Genomic DNA, 21,875 nt, shown 5'->3' with positions numbered 1-21,875 from the left:
GTTTTTACATAATATAATTAATGGTGCTCTTATTGTATGTGAACGCCAGAATTTACTACATTGTAAACAATATTGGATCGTTCTATGGTGTCAATATCAATTGGAGGTAATAAAATACTATCTTCTAGAAGCGTTAACGAAGATGTTTTTGCATTGGCTGAATTGGCAGCGCTTACAAAAAGCGCACTTCCCCCAACATAAGCTGCATCAACTATTTCATCCATTAATTGTGCGTCCGTTAGAATGATTCTATCAGAAGTCACATTTCCTGTAGATTCAATTTTGATATTTCCATTGGATAAAGTAATAGAATCACTTACATCTAAAATTTCATCCATTAATTCACCATCTGTTATTAAAACCTCGCTTAGATCAGACCCCTTTTTGTTGAAATTTCCTGTATCCATTATAGAAATGTTAACGATGCTTCCTATTCCATTAGCCGCATCAACGACTTCATCGACTAATTCACCACCAACAATGACAAGTCTATTTCCCGTAACTTTAGCCGATGAAGTTATCGTAAGATCCATAACGGTATGGGTAAAATCATCTTCAATATCCACAGTTTCATCAATAAGTTCACCTTCGGTAATATTCACTTGTTCAGAATTTACATTACCAGTATTGTTCAGAGTTATTTTGATTATAGAAGATTTAGATATTTCACTATCCATTGCCTCGTCAATTAATTCGCCTTCTTCAATAAATAACTGCTTTCCATAAAAATTTGAAGAAGCATTAAAATCGATTCGAAGAGTCGAGGTATAATACCCCTCACCATCTAAGATTTCATCAATTAACTCACCTTCGTAAATAGATAATATGGGAGCGGTAACATTTGAACTTCTTAATATACTAACATCAATTGTTGAAGAGTGAAGATTTTCCATATCAAGCATTTCATCAATAAGTTCACCGTCGTCTACATTAACCTTGGAAAGCGCATTAACGTTTCCAGTATCAACAAATTTCACTTCAATTTCACTTGATTCAATATCTTCAGAGTCAATTGATTCATCGATTAATTCTCCATCTAATACTTTTAGATAAGTCAGTGCATTAACGTTTGCAGAATTAATAAATTCCACTTCAATATCACTTGATTTAATGTCTTCAGAATCAATGGCTTCATCGATTAATTCACCATCTATAATGGTAGTTGATACGGATGACACGTTACATGAGTTTTCAAAATTAATATTAATTTTAGTATCTGATAGTACTCTACCATCTACAATTTCATTAATTAATTGTCCTTTGTATATTCTAAGTATCCCCATATTTGCACCTGGATTCGATTTAATGTTAGCGCTTTCAATTATATTAACATTAATCACTTCAGAGTTAATCGTTGTGGAACCAGCATCAGGTACGTTTATAACGCTTTCAATCAAACTTCCACCACCAATATGCAGTGTTGAATTATTGTTAGCTAAAGTAACATTTGCAGAATTGTTGATAGTTACGTTTACACTACTTTTAGAAGCAATAGTCCCAATAATTAGATCTTTGATTAAGGCTGGTTCTATAGAAGATAAGTCTTCTGTCATATTTCCATTTTCATCGTAGTTCTTTTCTCCTATAATAAGAGTATCTAAAAGCTCTACATTGACGCTATTATCAATATTTATAGTAACTGAGGCACCTTCCCCCACATTTCGAATTAAACTAGGGATAAGTGAACTTGAGTCTGTATCAAAATGAGTATAATCAAATGTTGAATTTCTGAAGTTTGAAATAGAAATGACTACGTCTGAATATGGCTCTACATCAATTGGTGATGGCGAAGGAAATGCTGTTTTTTCACCGTCATTTGTTTGGATATAAATGCCTTCATACATTTGTGAGGGGGGAGAAGAAGGAATAGGTAGTGGTTTATCGTAGGTTATGTTTCCAGATCCCGTTTCTTCAAGGATCAATCCTCCAACTTTTTGTACATGTATATCACCGGATCCATCATTAATAAGAACTTTTTTAGTGACATTTTTTATATTTATATGGCCAGCATCATCTATGACCTCTACATTGCCACGGACTCCGTTAACAAAAATATGACCGGATCTATCAAGTATTTCTACGGAACTATTAATATTAGTTAAGTCAATACGGCCGGAGCCATCTTCTATCTCTAATGCTTGAATTGAATTTGGAGTACCGATAAGGTTACTATTATCGACTTTTATATTTCCTGATTTGTCTGTTATAGATAAATCACTTATGTTTTTAATCGTAATGTCTTGTTCATTATCAGTGATAGATACTTCTCCAGAGATATCAAATAATTCAAGAATGCTTTTTTCATCCAAAATTTCAATTTCTAAGGTTGGTGGCAAAGTAATCAATAAATCTATTATTTCATTTGTTTCAGCCTTTGGATTTATTGTTAAATAGGCTATATCCAAATCTTGAGTTAGGCTAAAGTCAATATTATTAAGGTTATTTATCGTTGTTAAATTAGCCTCTATAGATGTTGCATTAGGAGTACCTCGAATCGTAAGTTTGTTGATCGAAGAATTAATAACTAATTGTGTTATATTGCTTTGGGGTAATGACGATTGATTAGCGTGGGCAAGATCTGAAGATATAAAGCTAGAGGTGAAAAATAAAACAATTACTAGAAACAATGATAGCGCTTTCATAATAGAAATCCCTCCTGGTAATATTTAGATTCAATGCAATTATATAAGGAAATAAGTAAATATGTAAATAACTAGTTTTAAAGCATTAAAATAATAAAATTGTTAATATAGTGAAATAAATAGGCGATTACCCGATTTACGTTTGAAGTCGGTATTAGTGAAACGTTTTTGTATTTGGGAGATGACATGAACATTGCTCGATAACTAAAAAAAGCCCGCGAATTTTCGCGGACTTGAGATTACATTACTTTATTTCACTTCAACTACAAAAGCACTGATAAAAGTTTTACCGTTTCGTTGAAATTGCCCCCAGATCTTATAAACACCGCTATTGGGGAAAGTCGTCATGAATTTCGCGTTCGGCCCTTTCGCTTTTTCCTCCATCGGGTGAACATGCAAATACTGCTCTGAATCTTCGCTTAGGATTACAACGTGCCCAACAGCGCCTAGGTAAGGCTCTAGATCTGTTATCGGATCTTTGGACGTCGCATCTGAAAGTTTGAAGTTCAACTCAATTGCTTTTCCGGCTTCCGGATGATTGTTTTCAAGCTCGATTTCTACCCCATCCACAATCACTGAATGTTCGTCCGATGCTTTAATCGGAACTTGTTCAACATCGTTCCCTTCTACCTTGATCCATTCGGACTTTGTTGTGGCTGCTCCACCGGTAGGAATATAGTCGGCGAATAGCTTATAATCTCCCCCAGAAGGGAACGATGTCGTGATTTCGAATTGCCCATTCCCTTTGTACTCCGGATGGATGTGATCAAAGTATGATAAATCTTTGCTAACCGCGATGAGATGGAGCTTCTTCTCGTGATTAATATCGAATTCTTCGATGCTCTTCCCTTCTGTATCTTGGATTTGTACGGTTATTAAGGTGTTTACTCCGGATTTCGGCGTTCCTTCAGACCATTTCCAAGTAGCATTCGTTTCTAGCTTCTTCGTCTCTCCGGCATGTTCTTCTCCGTGAGCACTATGATTGTCTGTTTCTTGTTTATTTTGTTTTCCGCAAGCAGCAACAAGAATTAGTGCCACTAGTAAACCGATCAAATAAATTCGTTTCATTTTAGCCTCCATTAAATGAATGACATTAAATACGTTTAACCTCATTCTCAATTTTCTGATGTTTTCCCTTTACGAATGAAAATGAGCGCGATTAGTGCACCGACAATTGCTATAATAGCGGCTCCAACGAATGCAGAGTGAAAACCTGTATTTAATGCTGCGATTTGATCGATCCCTTTATCCATCTCCCCTTTTGTGAAGGAAGAAGAAACGGCAACCATGATAGCTAATCCAATGGCTGAACCAATCTGATAGCTCATATTGGATAAGCCCGACGCCAAACCAGATTCTTCTGGTCTTGCTCCTGATAACGAAGCGATCGTTGCCGGGATATAAGCCATTGACATGCCAAGTGCACCGAGTAGAGAAGCCCAAAGCACGTTGGTAACGAAGTTTCCTCCTTCTGGGGTATTTCCAGCGAACAGGAAGAGTGACCCTGCTAATATAAGCATACCAATGACGAGATTACCTTTAATGCCAAACTTGCCAACAAGCCTTCCCATGACTCCGACCATCAAGATCATGATGAGGATCGTCATCGGTAACAGAGCAACCCCACCCATGAATGCCGAGTAGTTAAGCACTTGTTGAAGATAAAGATTCAAGAAAAACCACAGCGGAATCCAAGCACCTGCAAGAGTTGCCAAAATGATATTGCTCGCAAGTAGATTCGGAGCTCTAAATATTCGTAGAGGAACGAGCGGTTCCTTTTTCTTCGCTTGCACGATCAGAAACAGAATGAACAGTACAGCAGCAATAGCCAACAAACTGAATGTTTGCGTTCCCCATCCGTTATGTTCCGAAGTGACGATTGCATATACTGCCAGCACCAACGCAGCCGTGACAGTCAGTGATCCTATAATATCGATGCTGCCCTTACTTTTCGTTCCTTTTGGAAGGACATACATACTGTACAAAATAGCGAACAAGCCAACGGGGATGTTGATCAAAAATGTCCAATTCCAACTTAGCCATTCCGTAATGACTCCTCCGAGGAATACCCCAGCTGTACCGCCTGCCGCCGCGGATGCTCCCCAGAAGCCGAAAGCTTTGCCTAATTCCTTAGGGTTAGCGACGAAAAGTTGCATGATAATGGTCAATGCAGCTGGAGCGATTAGCGCAGATCCAAATCCTTGAAGGGCTCGACCGATATTCATCGACTCCTCGGACCAAGCTAATCCGGCTAACAGCGAAGCAAGTGACAAGATTATAAACCCGAGCATAAACATTTTGCGTTGACCGAATAGATCCGATAGTCGGCCTCCTAATAGCAATAATCCCCCGAAGAAAATGACATAAGCATTAAACACCCATTGCAGGTTGTTTTGCGAGTAGCCAAGTGCTTCTTTAATCGCTGGGAGAGCAACCCCGATGATAGATGTGTCCATGATAACCATGAACTGGGCCAAGCATAGCAAGAACAATGCTTTCCATCTTAGCGGATTCGCATTAGTCATAGCATTCGAACTTCCTGACATTTTGTATTCCTCCTTGATTTAGTTTACATACGTATACTATACCCCCCTACCCTATAATGTCAACAGTTTTTTCCACACAAATATTCTGGGTTTGGATCAGTAGCAGATATCCCATCATCTCTATTCGTTGGTTCTGCCAAATAGGAGAACTGAATAAACGATTTCAAATGGATATTAACTGGAATATTTTAGGTGGAATTGTTCGTGGAAAAATGGTACATTATTTGGAATCTATAACTCAAAGTGTTCGTGTTTAATATGTTTTATTTTTATTTGGTTAACGTACAAGTAGAGATATACGGATAAGCTCATTATTTGTTTTAAGAGAGGACGTCGATATGGACAAAAATTTTGTTTAAAAAACAAACAGCTTCTATTGGGATACACAAGGAAATGACTTCTTAAGAGCGATCGTCCTTCCTTTTTATGAATCATTTGTCTCAGAAGAAAAATGTCAGCTATTTGGCGATGTCTCAGGGAAAAAGATACTGGAGATAGGCTGTGGGGACGGTCAATCCTTGCAATATTAGGGGGAACGCAAGGCATCTGAACTGTTGCATACCAGTGGATTATTTTGACTTTGTATATTCTATTTATGCCATAGGCTGGACCACTGATCTTGAGGGTACTTTTTTGCCGGATCGCTTCTTACCTCAAAAGAGACGGCGTATTTATTTTCAGTTGGTCTCACCCTATACACAAATGTGTTGTTGCAGAAAATAATAGGCTTACTTTTGAAAAATGCTATTTCGATGAATCTTGGTATTCGGTATCTCTTGATGAAGGTATACTAACATTATCAGAACGTAAACTATCAACCTATGTGAATGCATTAGCAAAAGCGGATTTTGTAATTGAGCAAATGATTGAACAAACGGATGAAGATATTATATGATCGAGGGGCAATAACAGCGATTTTGCAAAAAAAGCAAAGATGCTTCCTGTAACTTTTGTAATTAAAGCAAGAAAACTATAGTTTCAGATACAGTATACGTCTTTTAATGTTACTTCCCAATCAGTGATTAAAAGATTTTCCATATAACATACATCTAAAAGATCGTACACTGTAACTTTAATCCTCCTTAAATTTTTGAGTTCAAAAATTTAAGTATCCGATCTGCTTGGTTGATAATTAAATGGCCCGTATCAGGCAGCATCTCGATGCTAGCGTGTTGTGCAAATTGTTTAAGTCGTTTAATAGACTTACTTGCAGGTATTAATTGATCAGAATCACCAAAAAGCATTAAAATCGGCATAGTTAATTGAGCAAGTGAATGATCACTAAATGGTGGCATCTTGGCCGTTCGTGGTTTGAAATATTTGAACGTAAGTGATGCGAATGCAAGATCTTCTCCCAATCCGGATAACGATGATGAAGAGATATTAACACCCACTAATTTGAGTGTTTGAATCTGACCCCATTTTCCTAGTAGGGAGAAAAAAATGGCTTTCCATAGGAAACTGGATTTTTCATGTGCAAGCCCTCCAGGGCAAAGCAAAACCAAATTACTAACTTTATCCGGATAGCTGGTGGCGAAACTCAATGCCATCCAGCCGCCTAATGACATAGCTACAATTGAACAGGTACTTAATCTAAGTGCAGTTATTGTTTCGTTCAACCATAAAGCATATGCCCCACTTTTGTAGCTTGGTCGGCTTGGCGCCGATAATCCTGCTTCTCCAATAATATCAATTGCATAGACATTGTATGTTTTAGAAAGAGCAACTACATCGCCGAGCCAGGTGTAAGAATTCGACACACTTCCATGCAGGAGAATTAGTGGGGGATTGTCCTTTGATCCAGACTCTATAACAAAAGTTGGTCCAAAACTTGTTTCAATTTCGTATTGGTCATTTTCCACTGGCCAGTTAGCGAGTATTTTTCGGTACTGTCCTAAAACTTCTCTTTTGCCTATTTCTGACTTATATATTTTCCCCATTTCCACTCACCTTTCTTTCTATTTCAGAAGCCATTTTTCGGCTTCTTCGTTACTTTCATACATTCTAAAATGATTGCCTTTGTTCATTTCCATAGCCATTTCTTTAAATCTGCCTTTTTGAATTGTCTCCTGCGGAATAATTGCAGCAACTTTAATACCATAGTTTATAAATTTCTGAATCATATTTCCGGCTAATTTGGTTCTAAGTTTGAAGAAGTCTTCTGATAAAGCAACATAGTGAATCATAAGCGCATTTGTCTCATGTTCCCAGCATAAAGCTACTAGATCAAGAGCATCGTTTTCTGTACTTAAAGGATCAGTAGTAGAAATGAGTTCAATATATTTTGTACTCTCTAGTTCTCTAATTTGATAGTTCATTTTGTCTTTTTCCTCCATGACCTCATTTTCAAATAACTTCTGACGGGTTTCACGTACCCAATTAAGTTCATTATTATAGGTTGATATAATATTTTCTGAAATCATTTCCCATACTAAACTTTCTCTAGTACTTCTATTCGGTGAATGAAGTGCACGTTTGTATTTTTCATTTTGCATAATCAATTGCAGTTTGATTTCATTTTCATAATTTGAGAGTAACTCATTTAATTCTTGATTACTTAACATATTTGACCATGCAAGCTGCACCAAAAATAATTTTTTTATCTCAGGAGCTTCTGTAGATGATACAAGCCATTTTTTTAGTTCTTTAAGTCCTTCTTCTGTTATGGCATATACTTTTTTTGAAGGAGAGTTATCCTGATGAACCACTTCACTAGTAACATAATCTTCATTTTCCATACTCATTAATGCTTTATAAATTTGATTATTATTACCAGACCAATACATAAAGGAGGAATCCTCAAAAATCTTTTTTAGTTCATATCCTGTTGAGGACTTCCAACTGAGTATGCCTAATATTGCTAATTGAATTGACATAATTACACCTCGTTATATTTAACATAGGTTAACTGTAACATATGTTAATGTAATTGTCGATCGTTTTAATCATATAACTGTCTCCTCTCACGCAAAAAAGCCGATTGCGCTGAACATCAAGTTCAGTCAATCAGCTTCAGATGGGCGAACGAACAACTTTTGATTTTATAGAATACCATCATTAAAGTGGATTGCAATGGTGTAATCTAAGCATCTGGAAATAATGTTGTCGATAAGTAACGTTCTCCGGAATCCGGTAGGAGAACGACTATATTTTTATCTTTATTTTCTTGTCTTTTGGCAAGCTGGACAGCGGCAAAGACTGCAGCTCCTGAGGAAATGCCAACGAGCAATCCCTCACTCTTGGCGAGCTGACGAGCAGTCTCAAATGCTTCTTCGTTTTTAACTTGAAAAATCTCATCGACTACTTCTTTATTGAAGTTTTCCGGAATAAAGCCAGCTCCGATTCCTTGAATTTTGTGTAAACCTCTGTTACCTCCAGATAGTACTGGAGAATCTGTAGGTTCTACAGCTATTATCTTAATTGATTGTTTACGATCTTTGAGAATTTCACCGACCCCTGAGATTGTCCCTCCGGTGCCAACTCCAGCAACGAAAATATCTACCTCACCATCTGTATCCCTCCAAATTTCTTCTGCAGTCGTTCTTTTATGAATGTCGGGATTGGCTGGATTTGTAAATTGTTGCGGAATGAATGAGTTAGGAATTCCTGCTGCTATTTCTACTGCTTTGGCTATCGCACCAGACATTCCTTCATTTGCAGGGGTAAGAACTAATTCTGCACCAAGGGCAATAAGAAGTTTTCTACGTTCCAAGCTGAAACTTTCAGGAAGAGTAATAATTAACTTATAACCAAGTGCAGCAGCTGCAAAGGCTAAACCAACCCCTGTGTTGCCACTCGTAGGTTCAACAATTATGGAATCCGAATTAATAAGTCCTTTTTCCTCAGCATCTTTTATCATAGCAAAACCAATGCGATCTTTTACGCTTCCAGCTGGGTTGAAATATTCCAGTTTAGCAATTATTTTAGATTGGACCTGATTCTTTTTTGTGAAATTTGAGAGCTCTAGTAACGGAGTATTTCCAATAAGATCGGTTAGATTCTTCGCTATTTTAGACATAATGCAAAACCTCCTAATAAAAATAATTCCAACTAAGTTGGTTTTATATCTTAACAGTATCATCTGTTCTTATTAATTACAAACTTACACTTTATACGTTCTCTTAAGAATGGAGGTTATTACAAGTAGGCATTGCATGTGGTAGATGCAATGACAGAATGAAAAAGACGCCCTTTTAAAGAGCGCCTTCCCTTAATTCTCACACTGCTTTCATATGAAACGGTCTTCATTTACCTGCTCATGGAAGAGCAGAAGATCTAAAAACTAGAATTTGCATAGTCCAAGTACTAGAATTGTTCGTTCTACCAATTGTAGCGTTCATTTCAACTCCCAACTTCCAGTACCCAGCTAATGTATCAACAGGACTCCAGCCCCAGTCTCTTACAAGATCAGTACCTGATGTAGCTGTTGGGTTTAAAGTTTTATTTTGATTAACAGCGCGCCCTCCATAGGCACCACTTTGCACGAATTTATGAGTCTTATTTACGATTCTAGCGTTATTGTCAGAGATTTCGTAACGCCAGCTGACTTTATCAAGATGAGCATATTCATCAACACTACCGCTAAATATATAAAAAAGAGTTCCGTATGCTCTAACAGATAAAGTCGAATCACTACCATTTGTAGAATAGGTGGCTGAAGATGCTAAAACAACAACATTTGACTCATATTGAGTTACAATTTCTCCTGTTAGCTTATTCCTCAAATCATGTACAGGTCTTGTTTCATTTTCTAATGTTTCAAATTCAATCTTTTCGTTGGCACTATTACTTGTTACTTGTGGTTCAATTTTTTGATCAGGAAGTCCGAGCTGCTTCATATTTTGTTTGCTTAATGGCTCAAATGCTTTATAGGTCTTAACAATTTCAAAACCATTGGGAACGATCGATCCGCTCTTCACTACTTGTTTGGCTGATATTGTGCTTCCTATCAAACCAAATGATAAAACTCCAACTAAACAAAATGACCAAAACTTCTTCATGTGTTACCTCCTCTTGATATAAAATAGTTTTTTTACACAAATATAGTAACATATGCTAGAGCGAATATCCACCAAAAAATAGTAAATATGTGTGATGTAAGGACGAATAATCGTTAATTGATTTGACTTAAGTAATTGAATTAATAAGTAATAGAACAATCTAGTTGTAGCTACTATCAGAAAATGATAGTTTTAAAAAAGCGGCATTTTAGGACATGATTACAAGTACTAAGACGCCGCTTTTTTATTATATTTTCTTGTTTTCATAGAGCAATCGTTCTCCAGTACTTTAACAAACGTTGCTCATTTCTTTATAATAGGTATCCATATTTCACTTTTAAATTGTGGCGCTGTTACATCTTTGTGCTCATTCCAAAGTATTTCCGGTCCTTCGTTAATTTCATATTCCGCGGACGGAAACCATTCGGAATAAATGCGTCCCCAAATCTCTTGAAGTGCGCTGGGAAAAGGACCGACGGCTGTGAATACAGCCCATGTAGAAGCCTGCACCTCCAATTGGGCGAAGCCCTCCCCATCTTTCGTAGTGGCCGCCCCGATGTAATGATCGAGCTCTCCTTCCTCCTGAGTCCGCCCTTCACTAAAATTCGTGGAAGCACTAATTAGTCCTGAAGGTTGAACATTCGAAAAGCTTTTAATCTTATCAATCATTTCTGGAGTGAGTCCTTCAAACATAGATGCAATTGCAGGATTCACTCCTTGGAATACGATGGGAACTCTTTTTTTAATCCCCACGATGCGAAAAGCCTCTTTGTCTTCAATTCGATAGTTCATTTCACTTCCTCCTTTGATAGTCAGTTGAAACGTCATCCGAGGGAAGGCTTTTAGGGACTTTCCATGAATACGGGCTTCCGAAGGAGTAATTCCATGTATGCTTTGGAAAGCTCTAGTAAAGGAATCCGGGGAAGTGTATCCGTACTTCATCGCAGCATCAATAATCTTGATGTCACTGTGACTTAGCTCGAGTGCTGCTAAAGTTAGGCGTCTTCGGCGGATGTATTCCGACAGAGTGACGCCTGCAAGAAATGAGAACATCCGAGTAAAATGATATTCTGAACAACAGGCAATTTTCGCTGCCTCCTGATAGTCCACACGATCAGTAAGATTCTCCTCAATATAGGTTAAAGCTCTGTTAAGTTGCGCCAGCATATCCATGATATCGCCTCCTCTCGTTACTCCAAGCATAACAAAGAAGGTTATCCCCTTCCCGACATCTAGTGCACCATCTTGTAGGGTATATTTCGGCTCAGTAAACTTAAGAAAAATCTGGTGTGAATGATTAGTGGAATAAGATTCGTCTACTAATTTCATTCCATAAGTCTTACTGCTGAATCTGTATAGCTTTCTACCCAATTGGAAAATAAGTCTTCGCAATTGATTCTGCTATCTTCAACTTGTTTTTGATTTCAGCAGTTACTTAATGACCTCCTTTTATTTGTTGTGCAGTAAATGATTTCAACATTTTCATACAACTATCCTGTCTGTAAGTTTATTAAAAAGAGCAGGATATCGTTGCATCACCTCCCCTTTGTGTATTATTCAACTACTTGTTTTTTCTCAAATCTATCAGACATCTCACTCGAATCTATCAGACATCTCTATCAAATTGTGAACCTTTCTATCATTTTTACATAGCATGAAGAATGTTAGGAGAAGGAGGTGATGTAATATGTGGATAGACGTAGCGCAAGTGTTGGGTGTGGATCTTTCAATTGCCTTAGAAATTATTCGGAACTTGATAGAAACCGGTACACTCCCACCGCAGCTTGAACCAATCAGGGGACTTCTGCTTAGCCTAATTAACCTTGGTTTGATTGATGTCGCTGTTGCTTTGTAAGGATGAACAAAAGTGTATCTGCGCTAGCGGTAGATACACTTTTCCTATGTTTTATGTAGGCTGATATCCTCCTGTTCTGAAAGTTCAGGTGAAAGAGGTGAGTTAGATGCTAAAAAAATTGTGGATACAAGAAAAAAACCGACTGCTACTTTCCAGCATACTGTTCTCCAGCGGTTTGTTTATGGGAGTTCTACTAGGGAGCTTTGTGAACATACACCCAGATTTGTACTATCGTCCAGGTCAGGATATCGCATGGTATAACCTTGCTCTTAATAATATCGCAGTAGCTCTCCTTATAGCAGGCACTGGCATTCTGCTTTCTATTCCTACTATTATCATGCTGCTGTTTAACGGGATTATGATCGGATTTATTATCATGCTGTCTGCGGCAGTTCATTCCTATCCGACCCTTTTGGCCGGACTGCTTCCACACGGCATTTTGGAAATTCCAGCCTTGCTGTTAGCGGGAGCAATTGGGTTGCGACCGCTAGGCTTCTTTGCACGGGCGATCAAGCTACGGGAAAAGATTCAATGGCGAAAGGAAGCTAGACAAAGTGCTGCTTTGTTTGCTGTGGTAACGGTTATGCTGATTGCCGCAAGTCTAATTGAAGCGCATATAACTCCGGTAATCATGGACTTGACACGATAATGATCTCTCGCAACTGCCTTTTTCGTTTTCGGCCTCTCATTCGGAGAAAAATGATACAAATTAAAGGAACCGGAGTGAAAGAGTTCATACATGTTTCGAAAAGCGCCATCTACTTCGTGTGATGGCGTTCACTGTATAATCTGCCAGTAAGGTTAACAATCACTGCAATTACATAAGCTTGTGCGGATGAGAATTGTAAATCGGTAATCGTTTAAAACAAAAAAACTCGATTCATGGGGTATTTAATCGACTCACTTTCTTATCATCCGACAATTCATTATAAAAACGGATTTTGGGATTCGGCGTAAGAGCCTCTGTCTATAAAAGCTATGTCAATTTTAATAGAAAAATATCATTTGTTGGATTAAATAGCACTATTATAATGATTCGCCTCTACTATATGCTATTGAAATATGTTAATTATTGAGTCTATAAATGATAGATTTGTACTATTCTCTTCAGAAGATTTAACATGTTATCTTGTTTATAACTTCCAGGATAGGAGGAATGCGGCAGAAAAGTGGTTTAATGCTTTAGGAAGTATTGTAGGGATTCCAAAATTCATATGAAAAGGGTTGTGAGATGATGAAGAAAAAAATAGTGCCAGTTATGTTGCTCCTAGCATTAATCTTTGCCATTATACCTTTAACATCAGTTTCTGCATCTGCTTATTCAAAATCTATTACAGGCCAAGGGAGATTGGCCATTCATATTGATGCCCAGAGCGACGGCCCTCCTGAACATGGGCCAGTTCTGTGGTATCAGTATCACGTAAAAAATAGCGCTGGCGTTACTGTGTTTTCTTCGTCGATTGGCGGACCTTCCACCGGTAGTTTAAACAATCTTCCTTACGATACGTATACACTCTATGTTACACCAAATGCTTGGACTTACGTTTCAGCTATTTACCTTCAATTTATTTGAAGAAATACTTAGACAATCGTATAGAGATATGTAGAAAGTGTTGATGAAATGGTACTAATGGGATGATCTTTTTTAATCTCAAAAAAACAGTGGCAGATTAGGACTTCATGAATTGGTCCCTGGCTGCCACTGTTTTTGATTAGTTTATTCCGATCTACTCGAATAGACTCTTTACTTTTTCACCTGCATTTATTCTAAATATATCCAAGCTTTCCAAGCAATCTGCTTAGCATAATCGCCATTTCAGCACGGGTTGCGGTTTGCTGCGGATTGAAGTTACCTTCATGGTCACCTTTAACAATGCCGTAAGTAATTATTTGCTGAACCGCATCTGCAGCCCAGTTCGATACCTCACTCGAATCGTTCAGAAGCTCCGAACCGATTTCAGGGACATTAGAAGCAGAGCCGCTATCGTATGCGATCGCTCTCGCAAGGATGACCGCCAGTTCTTCCCTTGTAACAAAATCATTCGGTCGGAAGTTACCGTCTTCGTATCCAGTTACCAATCCGACTGCTGCTGCGGAGGAAACCGCAGTTTCGTACCATTGCTCGGTAATATCAGAAAATGCTGCTGGCTGAGTTGCCGTGGGGATGCCTAAAGCCCTGACTAGCAGCGCTGCTATCTCCGCTCGTGTTAATCCGGCATTCGGATCAAAGGCGCCGTCCCTTTTTCCTTCAAAGATGAGCATGGAAGCCAGCTTCTCCGCTTCGTTTCTAGCCCAGTGTCCCTGCATATCAGCAAATGTTTTCCGGTGAACGATCTTCATGTATAAGCCATCGCTACTGACTGGAAGTAGCGCGTAGGCTTGCTCTCCGATATTTTGATTTCGTATCGGAATATATTGAAGCTGTTGAAGCTGCTCGTTCCATACCGCTATAATTGTATCCGCGCCGCTGTGTGCAACCGCAATACGCTTTTCTACTTTGCTAGCTAATTGGTTAATGGCAATTTCTGTACCGTCGCCATTGCTCATAACAATTTTAAACTGAACAGGGTCAGACAATAGTTCTGCTCCCCGCAATGTTAGCTCTGTCAATAAAGAAGCAGCAGCCTCAATCTCCCCAGCATATATCGTAAAGTTGAGTTTATCTGCGTACTTGCCTGCATATTGCTTATCTGCAGCAGCTGCCAATCCTGAGATAGGCAACCTCATTGTGCCGCCGGTAGTTGTTACTTGAAACACAAACGAAGGATTTAATTGGAGCAGCTTGTGAACGGTTTCTCCGCGCAGCTCGAAATATCCCTTTGCTTTATTTTTAACAACTTCAAACAAACCGGCGTTCACATCAGACTGTGTAAGTTTAATTCGTTCCTTCTGATTATTCTCGGTGATGAAATCGATATAAAAATTCAATTGAGGAAACTCAGACCCCACAACAATTTGAGGTTGCTCTGGCTCCACAACAAGTGGATTATTCCTTAAAACAATTAATTGAAACTGGATGCTGTCCGTTTTCGACCCTTTCTTTACCGTAGCTGTTAGTGTAACTGTTTGATCTCCATCCTCATATGATGGCCGTGAAACCGAACCGATAGTGGGATTAATTAGCTCTGTTCGGCTTGAAGCCCATGTAATGGCAGAACCGTTTGCACCTGTAGTTGGGAGCGTCAGACCACTGCGCACGCGCTTTTCATCATCTCCAGCTGCGTAACCGATCGCAAGCAGTGCTATGTCTCGGGCTATTGCTTCTTCGTCAGACATATCTGCAGCGGCGATTGTTAAGTTATATTGAATGTTATAGGTTGTTTGATTCGCATCAACTGCTGCTTCCAGCGTTACGGATGAGTCGCCCTTCGAGTAAGCCGGCTGATGCACGGTCCCTGTTGTTGCATCAAGCAAGCTGTTATCTGAAGACGACCAGCGGATCCGACGGCCTGAAGCATCTACGGTTGGCAACACTATATTCGATTTCACATTATTGGCTATCTCTCCTGCGGCAAACACCGGCTTTGGAGCAGCATAGACGGTTAGCTTGCCTGTGTCGGTTATGACCATATAATTGGACAAACGGTTTAACGGATCTAGAAGCTGTGCAGTAATATCATAAACACCTTCAGCGCTATCTTCTGTCGCAGATGATTCATACTTTGCCGTAATGGAGTCGTCGGCAACTACTCCTATAAGATTACCATTTAATTGCGGATTCGCTTTGCCGACCCAACGCGATACCGAATCGGTCGCAACGCGTAGCGCTGCTTTTGTAACCGTAAGTTCGCCATCCTCAATGACAACCTGATAGTTACTCAGCTTTCCTTCCGGATCTGATAGGGCTGTAACGATCGGATATGCTCCCACTGGACTTGATACGGATGCTGGTGTCGAAAAAGACGCCAAAATAGCATCTCCATTCACAAGACCGGTGATCGTACCGTTCAAAGACGGATTGATTTGCCCATATGCTCGAGATTGATCCGCCGCAGTGACGATTAAGGGCGCTTTTGTCACAGTTAGCTTGCCCGGCGAGTAGATAATTGTATATTTCGTTGATGTCAAACCGCTGGCTGTAATGTCATAACTTCCAATTGGACTGGAAATGTCAGCTGACGTCGAATATACCGGTTGCCCGAGAGAGGCAGCTGTATCCCATGCCATAAGTCCGATAAAACCCATAGTGAAATTATCATTTGTTGTTCCATATGGTCTAGTGGCATTGTTAGGCGTTACAGTAAGCGAGGCTTTATTGACTGTTAGCGTCGTTGTCTTCTCCGCTGCAGGATAAGGATGTGAAGCTGCTATCGCAACTTTTAGCTCATAGCTTCCCGCAGCTTGTCTGATTGAATAGTTTCCTGAAGCATAACCTGCGGAATTCGTCGTTAAGTATCCGATAGCACTTCCGTTAATGAAGACATTAACTCTCTTATTTGCAAGCGGCCCTTCCGGAGTTGTCAGCGTCGTTGAAATCATTATCGATTGGCCGTATGTACCGATTATAGGAGAAACGGTGAGAGTAGTCGTATAATCTCTTGGAGAGTCACCGACAAAAGTGGTAAAGCCCATGTCATAATCAGACCAACTGGAAGCAGTATATGCTCGTCCTCCTTCATAAACGTTGGTAGAATAGAGCTTCCACACCGTTTGCGGCGTATCGCCGATGGAAGAAGTTAAGTGCATCGTATACTGCTGCCCTGCCTGTATCTGTAACGGCTGGTCAAAAAGTACAGACAACCAGCCTCCAGGAGCATAAGGAACATCGCTGCTGCCAAAAGTCGCTGAAGCAAGCACCGTTCCGGAGACACTTTGTCCTGCATAAATACTTAGTGTAAACACAATTCCCGAGCTCCCATAATCAACCATGTACAAATCAATTTGATTCAAATAGCCGGACTTACCTGCCGTAAAGCTTTGAGCAAGTCCGTTCGCACGGTACGTGCTCCCCGGATCCCCTGCTCCAGATGTTTGGTCAGGCGTGTCGGCAGCGGCTACCGATGCGGGCATCGCGGCAAGGATCGGCACAAGCGTAAGTATAAATGCCAGCAAAAAGCGGATCATCCAAGACGTCTTCCCGACGTAATTAAGTTTGTTTTTAATCATGCTTATCTCATCTCTCCTATCTAATTAGTGGCTTACCAAATTATCCTCCCTTTAATGCATTCCTATCGCCAGTATATGGTACTACGAGTTCCATTTTAACATTAAAATTAATAGTTATGTTCAATAATTACAGTTATAAATGTATGTTCTTTATCTAGTATAGGAATTAATTTCGCTTATTCTGAATGAAATGATTTTACTTTTTGTATACTCATTATCTTTTCTTTACGCTTCCGCTCTTTTTGCCTACAAAATAAACGAACATAAGCAGTAACTATTCGATTATTACAACAGTAAAAAACATTCCACTTACATGTATAATCGTTATTAGAACTGAAGAACTGCCTATCCAAGCATGCCATTTTAACGACACTTTCCTTTATTGGCATGATGGATAACGTTTACATTCAGACCAACTATAAAATGTGCTATACTTCCACCTATCGCAATGGCAATAAGAAAATATGAGAGGATAGAGCTAACAAATTGTACTTGCTTCATTCTTGTCGCCTCCGTTAAGATCATCGTACTTTTATTTATTCATCTTCCTGTTATATGCATTTTGGCACGTTCAGCTTAGAATTAGCTTTGAGAAGGCAATTACATCAAAGAGCAATATTGTAGTTTAATGATTAAATAGTATAAAAACTACAAAAAAAATAGCCCGTATTAACGGACTACTTTATTTCAATACGATCTAACACCAAATCATCTTTATCAAGCGCCTCAACATTGATTATTCCCTGTGTGAAAGGTATGAACGAATACCATATCTTATACGAAACTAACTCAGGATCAACAACTTTTACATCATATTGGATATTGTTTTCATCGGTTATCCTCACTTTTGTAACATGGTGGCTCCAAACAGGACCGAATAAAAGATGTGAAGAAGAATCTGATGGAATTGAAATTTTTTGACCACTAAAGCGCATAACATCTCTTTTAAGGAATGCTTTCTCATATTCATCAGCGGTAACATAATCGATGTCAATTTCTCCTAACCTTTCTTCTGTCCAAATGAGTTTGGAAGAAGTCCAAGTAGCGAAACCAGCTGATAAGATCATTCTTCCCTGTCCTGTAACAAATTTATTTGTAAATAACAGCATGCTGGTACCATCAATGATTTCTTTGTGCAAAAAATACTGTTGATAACCGTCTTCTTTCTCTTTATTAATTAAATTCATTAACTTACTATCGGAAGGCATAATTATATTATCTTCTTTAGATAAGTCAATCCCGGTGGTTGCTGATGATGGTAAACGATCAAATATGGGTGCATCACTAGTAAACAATAGAAATCCAATTGCAAGTAAAGTTGCACCACCAACCCAATACTTTCGGTAATTTTTTGGAGGAGCTTTAACAGTTGGGAGGGTTCTAGCTCTAATTTTGTCAGCCAAGTCATTTGTAAATGTTTTTTTACGAAGTGGATTTCCATGTAGATCATCATACCAATCAGGTTCAGATTGATTCATAAAGCAATCCCTCCTTGCTCAGCGATTGTTTCATTTTATTTCGTGCTTCAAACAACCTTGATTTGACTGTACCTTGCGGAAGCTTGAGGATGTCGGATATTTCAGAAATGGATAGCTGATACTTTGCTTGTAGCACGAGTACTTCACGATATTTGGTAGGAAGCATAAATACTTTCTTCCAAATTTCATTCGCTGCTTCTTCCTCGATAAATAGTTCTTCCGCGGATCTACAGGTACCTTTGGAAGTTACAATATCCACAAGTAGAACTTTGCGAATAAAGGCGGTCTGAAGAAAATTACGACTAATATTCCTCGTTATTGTAAGTAACCAGGTTTTTATAGAGGCCTCTCCACGAAACGAATCTACGTGATTATAAACTTGAATAAAGACGTCTTGAGTGATATCATCAGATGCATTTCGATTTTTAGTAAGAAAATAGGCAAAATTCCAAACATCCTGACCATACTGATCCATTAGAGAATTCAATGTATTTGAATCTACCTGTGTAATAAACTTTAGATACTGTTCACTCAATACCTATCACCTCATTAAATAGACAAGTCATAATACGCTAAGGTTCGGAATTAATATAATTTCTTTTGCTGCAACAAAAACATTACACTACCGGCAACTAATTTTGCAGCAGTGTATTGCCTCTGATTTGAATGATTCTATTGATTGTCTGGAAGAGAAACTCGGAACGTCGTTCCTTGCTCAGGATTGCTAGCTACTTTAATAGAACCGTTTTGCTCTGCTACAATCCATTTTGCTATAGCTAAGCCTAGCCCGGCTCCTTCACTATTCCTTCCTCTTGATTGTTCAGCTCTATAAAACCGATCAAAAATTTTCTCCAAATGCTCTTTATCGATCCCTATACCTGTATCGGATATACTTATTTCAATCGTTTTTTCTTGTTTGACCAACTTAACATCTATCCGACCCTGATGATCTGTATAATGAATGGCATTGTCAATCAAAATAATTACGAGTTGTTTTAATCGATTAACATCTCCGTTTATTAATGTATTCGGTTCTAGAACACAACTTAACACAATTCCTTTAGCATTCGTTTGTGACTCAAACAATATGATAACGTCTCGAATGATTTTATCAAACATAAACTCTTTTCGGACGTAACCAGATCAAATTCGGAATGATAAACGAAGCGAGATTAATAGTCAGAGGCGTATCTATAACGATATTTCCCATTATGATGGAGCCTACATATTCGATAGGCACTCCGATTACAGCGGTTAGCAACCAGCTCATAAATGCAATGAAAATACTCTCCGCCGAAATCATTCGCTTTATCTGTTTCTTATTGGAACCGATGGCTTTCATTATTCCGATTTCCTTTGTTCGCTCAGTAACTTGAATGTTTTGGTAAGAAGCATTTTGACACGGTCAGCTTAGAATTAGCTTTGAAAATCATTGTTTTTTGGTGTGGCATTTATCTGAAACAACCAGACGTACGAAAAAAACCTTCAACACCACAAACGAGTGGCATTGAAGGTTCTTTGTATTGAAACTATTGGATTCAAGATAAAAATGTATCTTTTCGCTCCGGTAGCTGAACCATCCCGTTGAATCCTTTAACGATTAGCCATATAGCCAAAAGCAATTGTTGCAACGCTATTGGTAAGTTTAGCATCATGTAAGTTGCATCTATTCCAATGAAGCGAATCATAAATAATAAGCTAGCCGCAATGGATAATGAAGATCCTATAATTCCTCCCAATGACAACCAACGTGGAACTAGTTTTGATCTGTAAAATATACAGTTAAACAAGAGCATAGCCAAAACAGATACGAGCGTTGTTGCCACGTGATTTACCAAATCACGTCCTGCCCGTAACATTTCGCCTAATGTTTGAAAATACGATATATCTGGTGGATCAGCAGTTGCATATGATTGACTTAGTTCTAAAAGCAAAAGAAGAATGATAACACCTATTATGATGAATACACCCGAAATATTGCCAAAAGCAACAGATCCCATAGCTAAACCTTTGTTATGTTTACTTAAAATCGGATACATCATTATAGGAACACCAACATATGAACCAACCATTAATAGTTGGAATAATGCTCCTGTTAGTACTTGTGTTTCATTAGTATGGGCCTTTACAAGGTAATCTGCTCCATCAATAACAGGAACAACACTACATACACCTGCAATAAGCCCTACTATTAATAACAGCCCAGTTATTGCCGCTGAACTTTTAACTGAATATATACGTTTACCCAGCTTAGTTTCATTTAAAAATGTGTTTGATGCCATATTAATCCTCCCTTTCTTCACTGTCTTTTACAATAAAGTAACAGGAAAAGATAAGGTGAAACAGATACTTTAGTATGTTTAATTTACTGTCCAAAAAGTGAACAATATAAAAAAAGAGGGTTCATTAGTTGTATTTTCTGTCTAGAAAACTGCCTGTTATGGAATATGATTCGCTATTTTGCAACATTATAAAATATGTCTTTTTACCATAGAGTTATTATGGGTGTGCTATAGTTTTCTAGCAGTTACTTTACTTTTAGGAGGTTATTAGTGTGAGAGCGTTAAGAAAAATGAAAGCAAAACGAATTAGTACATTGTTAGTGGCCTAGTCCTTATCTTTATCCGTTGCAGTCCCATTCTCAACGGCAAGTACAGATGGCTGGCAGTTAGTAGGTACCGACACAATGGCGTATCAGGGTGGAATAACTTATAAAAGTATAGTAGTAGGATCCAAAGGTGATGATTTTAGGGTTTGCACGAATCAAGGAGGACATTTTACTTTGCGGGAGTATGACCCCGGTACCAATGCAGATGAAAATTTAGGTGGCAAAGACATTCCTTCTGGCGGTTGCAAAGTATGGGAGAATATTGGAGCTTACGTCGATGGGACTAACAATAGAGCAGAGTTTTATGTATTTACAGCTAGTAGTGTTGGACCTCCAACTGTAAAGTTCTACGATAAATTAGTATACAACCTTAAGAATGAATGAAAATTAGATGTTGTCCTCACTTAATAAGTCGGCCGTCATGGCCGACTTTAATAAAATTCTAATTGAAAAATCCCGAATATAGGATATCGTCTTCCAAACATTTTATAGTCTACGACAACTCTTCCTCGCTGCGCATACACTCAAATTGATTTAAAAAAATTCCATGTGGTTTGCTTTTATAAATAAAGGCAACTTATTCAGCCTACCCCATTCCACCAGATTGTTGCTAAATAAAGCCTAAAAAGGCGATTCTGAT

Annotated in this window: 20 protein-coding genes and 1 pseudogene; 6 read left to right on the top strand and 15 right to left on the bottom strand. The window is 38.6% G+C overall.

The window, feature by feature from the left end:
- Positions 1-29: 29 nt before the first annotated feature.
- The 3 genes from I6N90_RS00700 to I6N90_RS00690 form a co-directional block, all read right to left on the bottom strand.
- Positions 30-2,642 (bottom strand): hypothetical protein, encoded by a 2,613-nt coding sequence (locus tag I6N90_RS00700; protein ID WP_197933610.1) that lies wholly within the window; start codon positions 2,640-2,642, stop codon positions 30-32.
- 249 nt (positions 2,643-2,891) lie between these two features.
- Positions 2,892-3,710, bottom strand: coding sequence for a hypothetical protein (locus I6N90_RS00695; RefSeq protein ID WP_197933609.1), 819 nt, complete (start codon positions 3,708-3,710; stop codon positions 2,892-2,894).
- A 47-nt stretch (positions 3,711-3,757) separates the two neighbouring features.
- Positions 3,758-5,188: an MFS transporter gene (locus I6N90_RS00690; RefSeq protein WP_197933608.1), complete on the bottom strand. Its 1,431-nt coding sequence runs from the start codon at positions 5,186-5,188 to the stop codon at positions 3,758-3,760.
- 56 nt (positions 5,189-5,244) lie between these two features.
- On the opposite strand from I6N90_RS00690, the gene I6N90_RS24570 reads away from it, so the two are divergent.
- Positions 5,245-5,445: a hypothetical protein gene (locus I6N90_RS24570; RefSeq protein ID WP_232242455.1), complete on the top strand. Its 201-nt coding sequence runs from the start codon at positions 5,245-5,247 to the stop codon at positions 5,443-5,445.
- A gap of 81 nt (positions 5,446-5,526) precedes the next feature.
- Positions 5,527-6,164: pseudogene (locus I6N90_RS00685) on the top strand (class I SAM-dependent methyltransferase).
- 106 nt (positions 6,165-6,270) lie between these two features.
- Here the strand turns inward: I6N90_RS00685 and I6N90_RS00680 are convergent.
- The 5 genes from I6N90_RS00680 to I6N90_RS00660 form a co-directional block, all read right to left on the bottom strand.
- Positions 6,271-7,128 carry an alpha/beta fold hydrolase gene (locus I6N90_RS00680; RefSeq protein ID WP_197933607.1) on the bottom strand — a complete coding sequence of 286 codons (858 nt, stop codon included), beginning with the start codon at positions 7,126-7,128 and terminating at the stop codon, positions 6,271-6,273.
- Between the two features lie 18 nt (positions 7,129-7,146).
- The gene (locus tag I6N90_RS00675) at positions 7,147-8,064 is read right to left on the bottom strand and encodes a DUF4180 domain-containing protein (protein ID WP_197933606.1); all 918 of its coding nucleotides are present in this window, start codon (positions 8,062-8,064) and stop codon (positions 7,147-7,149) included.
- A 206-nt stretch (positions 8,065-8,270) separates the two neighbouring features.
- The gene (gene cysK, locus I6N90_RS00670; RefSeq protein ID WP_197933605.1) at positions 8,271-9,206 is read right to left on the bottom strand and encodes a cysteine synthase A; all 936 of its coding nucleotides are present in this window, start codon (positions 9,204-9,206) and stop codon (positions 8,271-8,273) included.
- Between the two features lie 238 nt (positions 9,207-9,444).
- Positions 9,445-10,188 (bottom strand): hypothetical protein, encoded by a 744-nt coding sequence (locus I6N90_RS00665; protein WP_197933604.1) that lies wholly within the window; start codon positions 10,186-10,188, stop codon positions 9,445-9,447.
- 303 nt (positions 10,189-10,491) lie between these two features.
- Complete coding sequence (locus I6N90_RS00660; protein ID WP_197933603.1) at positions 10,492-11,361, bottom strand: AraC family transcriptional regulator; 870 nt, start codon at positions 11,359-11,361, stop codon at positions 10,492-10,494.
- Positions 11,362-11,875: 514 nt separating this feature from the next.
- Here I6N90_RS00660 and I6N90_RS00655 point away from each other — a divergent pair.
- The 3 genes from I6N90_RS00655 (at position 11,876) to I6N90_RS00645 (ending at position 13,616) form a co-directional block, all read left to right on the top strand.
- The gene (locus I6N90_RS00655) at positions 11,876-12,043 is read left to right on the top strand and encodes a hypothetical protein (RefSeq protein WP_197933602.1); all 168 of its coding nucleotides are present in this window, start codon (positions 11,876-11,878) and stop codon (positions 12,041-12,043) included.
- A gap of 106 nt (positions 12,044-12,149) precedes the next feature.
- Positions 12,150-12,692: a stage II sporulation protein M gene (locus I6N90_RS00650; RefSeq protein ID WP_197933601.1), complete on the top strand. Its 543-nt coding sequence runs from the start codon at positions 12,150-12,152 to the stop codon at positions 12,690-12,692.
- A 582-nt stretch (positions 12,693-13,274) separates the two neighbouring features.
- Positions 13,275-13,616, top strand: a complete 342-nt coding sequence (locus I6N90_RS00645) for a hypothetical protein (RefSeq protein ID WP_232242454.1) — start codon at positions 13,275-13,277, stop codon at positions 13,614-13,616.
- Positions 13,617-13,810: 194 nt separating this feature from the next.
- Here I6N90_RS00645 and I6N90_RS00640 read toward each other — a convergent pair whose 3' ends face one another.
- From I6N90_RS00640 to I6N90_RS00610, 7 genes are all read right to left on the bottom strand, one after another.
- Positions 13,811-17,149, bottom strand: coding sequence for an immunoglobulin-like domain-containing protein (locus tag I6N90_RS00640; protein ID WP_197933599.1), 3,339 nt, complete (start codon positions 17,147-17,149; stop codon positions 13,811-13,813).
- 363 nt (positions 17,150-17,512) lie between these two features.
- Complete coding sequence (locus I6N90_RS00635; protein WP_197933598.1) at positions 17,513-17,650, bottom strand: hypothetical protein; 138 nt, start codon at positions 17,648-17,650, stop codon at positions 17,513-17,515.
- Positions 17,651-17,826: 176 nt separating this feature from the next.
- Positions 17,827-18,627 (bottom strand): hypothetical protein, encoded by an 801-nt coding sequence (locus I6N90_RS00630; RefSeq protein ID WP_197933597.1) that lies wholly within the window; start codon positions 18,625-18,627, stop codon positions 17,827-17,829.
- Positions 18,614-19,162: an RNA polymerase sigma factor gene (locus I6N90_RS00625; protein ID WP_232242453.1), complete on the bottom strand. Its 549-nt coding sequence runs from the start codon at positions 19,160-19,162 to the stop codon at positions 18,614-18,616. The genes I6N90_RS00630 and I6N90_RS00625 overlap by 14 nt, the downstream gene beginning before the upstream one ends.
- A gap of 137 nt (positions 19,163-19,299) precedes the next feature.
- Positions 19,300-19,746, bottom strand: coding sequence for a sensor histidine kinase (locus I6N90_RS00620; protein ID WP_197933596.1), 447 nt, complete (start codon positions 19,744-19,746; stop codon positions 19,300-19,302).
- Positions 19,739-20,005: an ABC transporter permease gene (locus I6N90_RS00615; RefSeq protein WP_332262417.1), complete on the bottom strand. Its 267-nt coding sequence runs from the start codon at positions 20,003-20,005 to the stop codon at positions 19,739-19,741. Before I6N90_RS00615 ends, I6N90_RS00620 begins: the two co-directional genes overlap by 8 nt.
- Positions 20,006-20,165: 160 nt before the next feature.
- Positions 20,166-20,909, bottom strand: a complete 744-nt coding sequence (locus I6N90_RS00610) for a DUF4386 domain-containing protein (RefSeq protein ID WP_197933594.1) — start codon at positions 20,907-20,909, stop codon at positions 20,166-20,168.
- A 500-nt stretch (positions 20,910-21,409) separates the two neighbouring features.
- Here I6N90_RS00610 and I6N90_RS00605 point away from each other — a divergent pair, with 500 nt between their 5' ends.
- Positions 21,410-21,619 carry a hypothetical protein gene (locus I6N90_RS00605; protein ID WP_197933593.1) on the top strand — a complete coding sequence of 70 codons (210 nt, stop codon included), beginning with the start codon at positions 21,410-21,412 and terminating at the stop codon, positions 21,617-21,619.
- Positions 21,620-21,875 lie beyond the last annotated feature (256 nt).

The organism is Paenibacillus sp. GSMTC-2017 (assembly GCF_016019935.1).
In the GTDB taxonomy this organism is placed as follows: Bacteria; Bacillota; Bacilli; order Paenibacillales; family Paenibacillaceae; genus Pristimantibacillus.
This window is presented reverse-complemented; position numbering and strand designations above follow the sequence as displayed.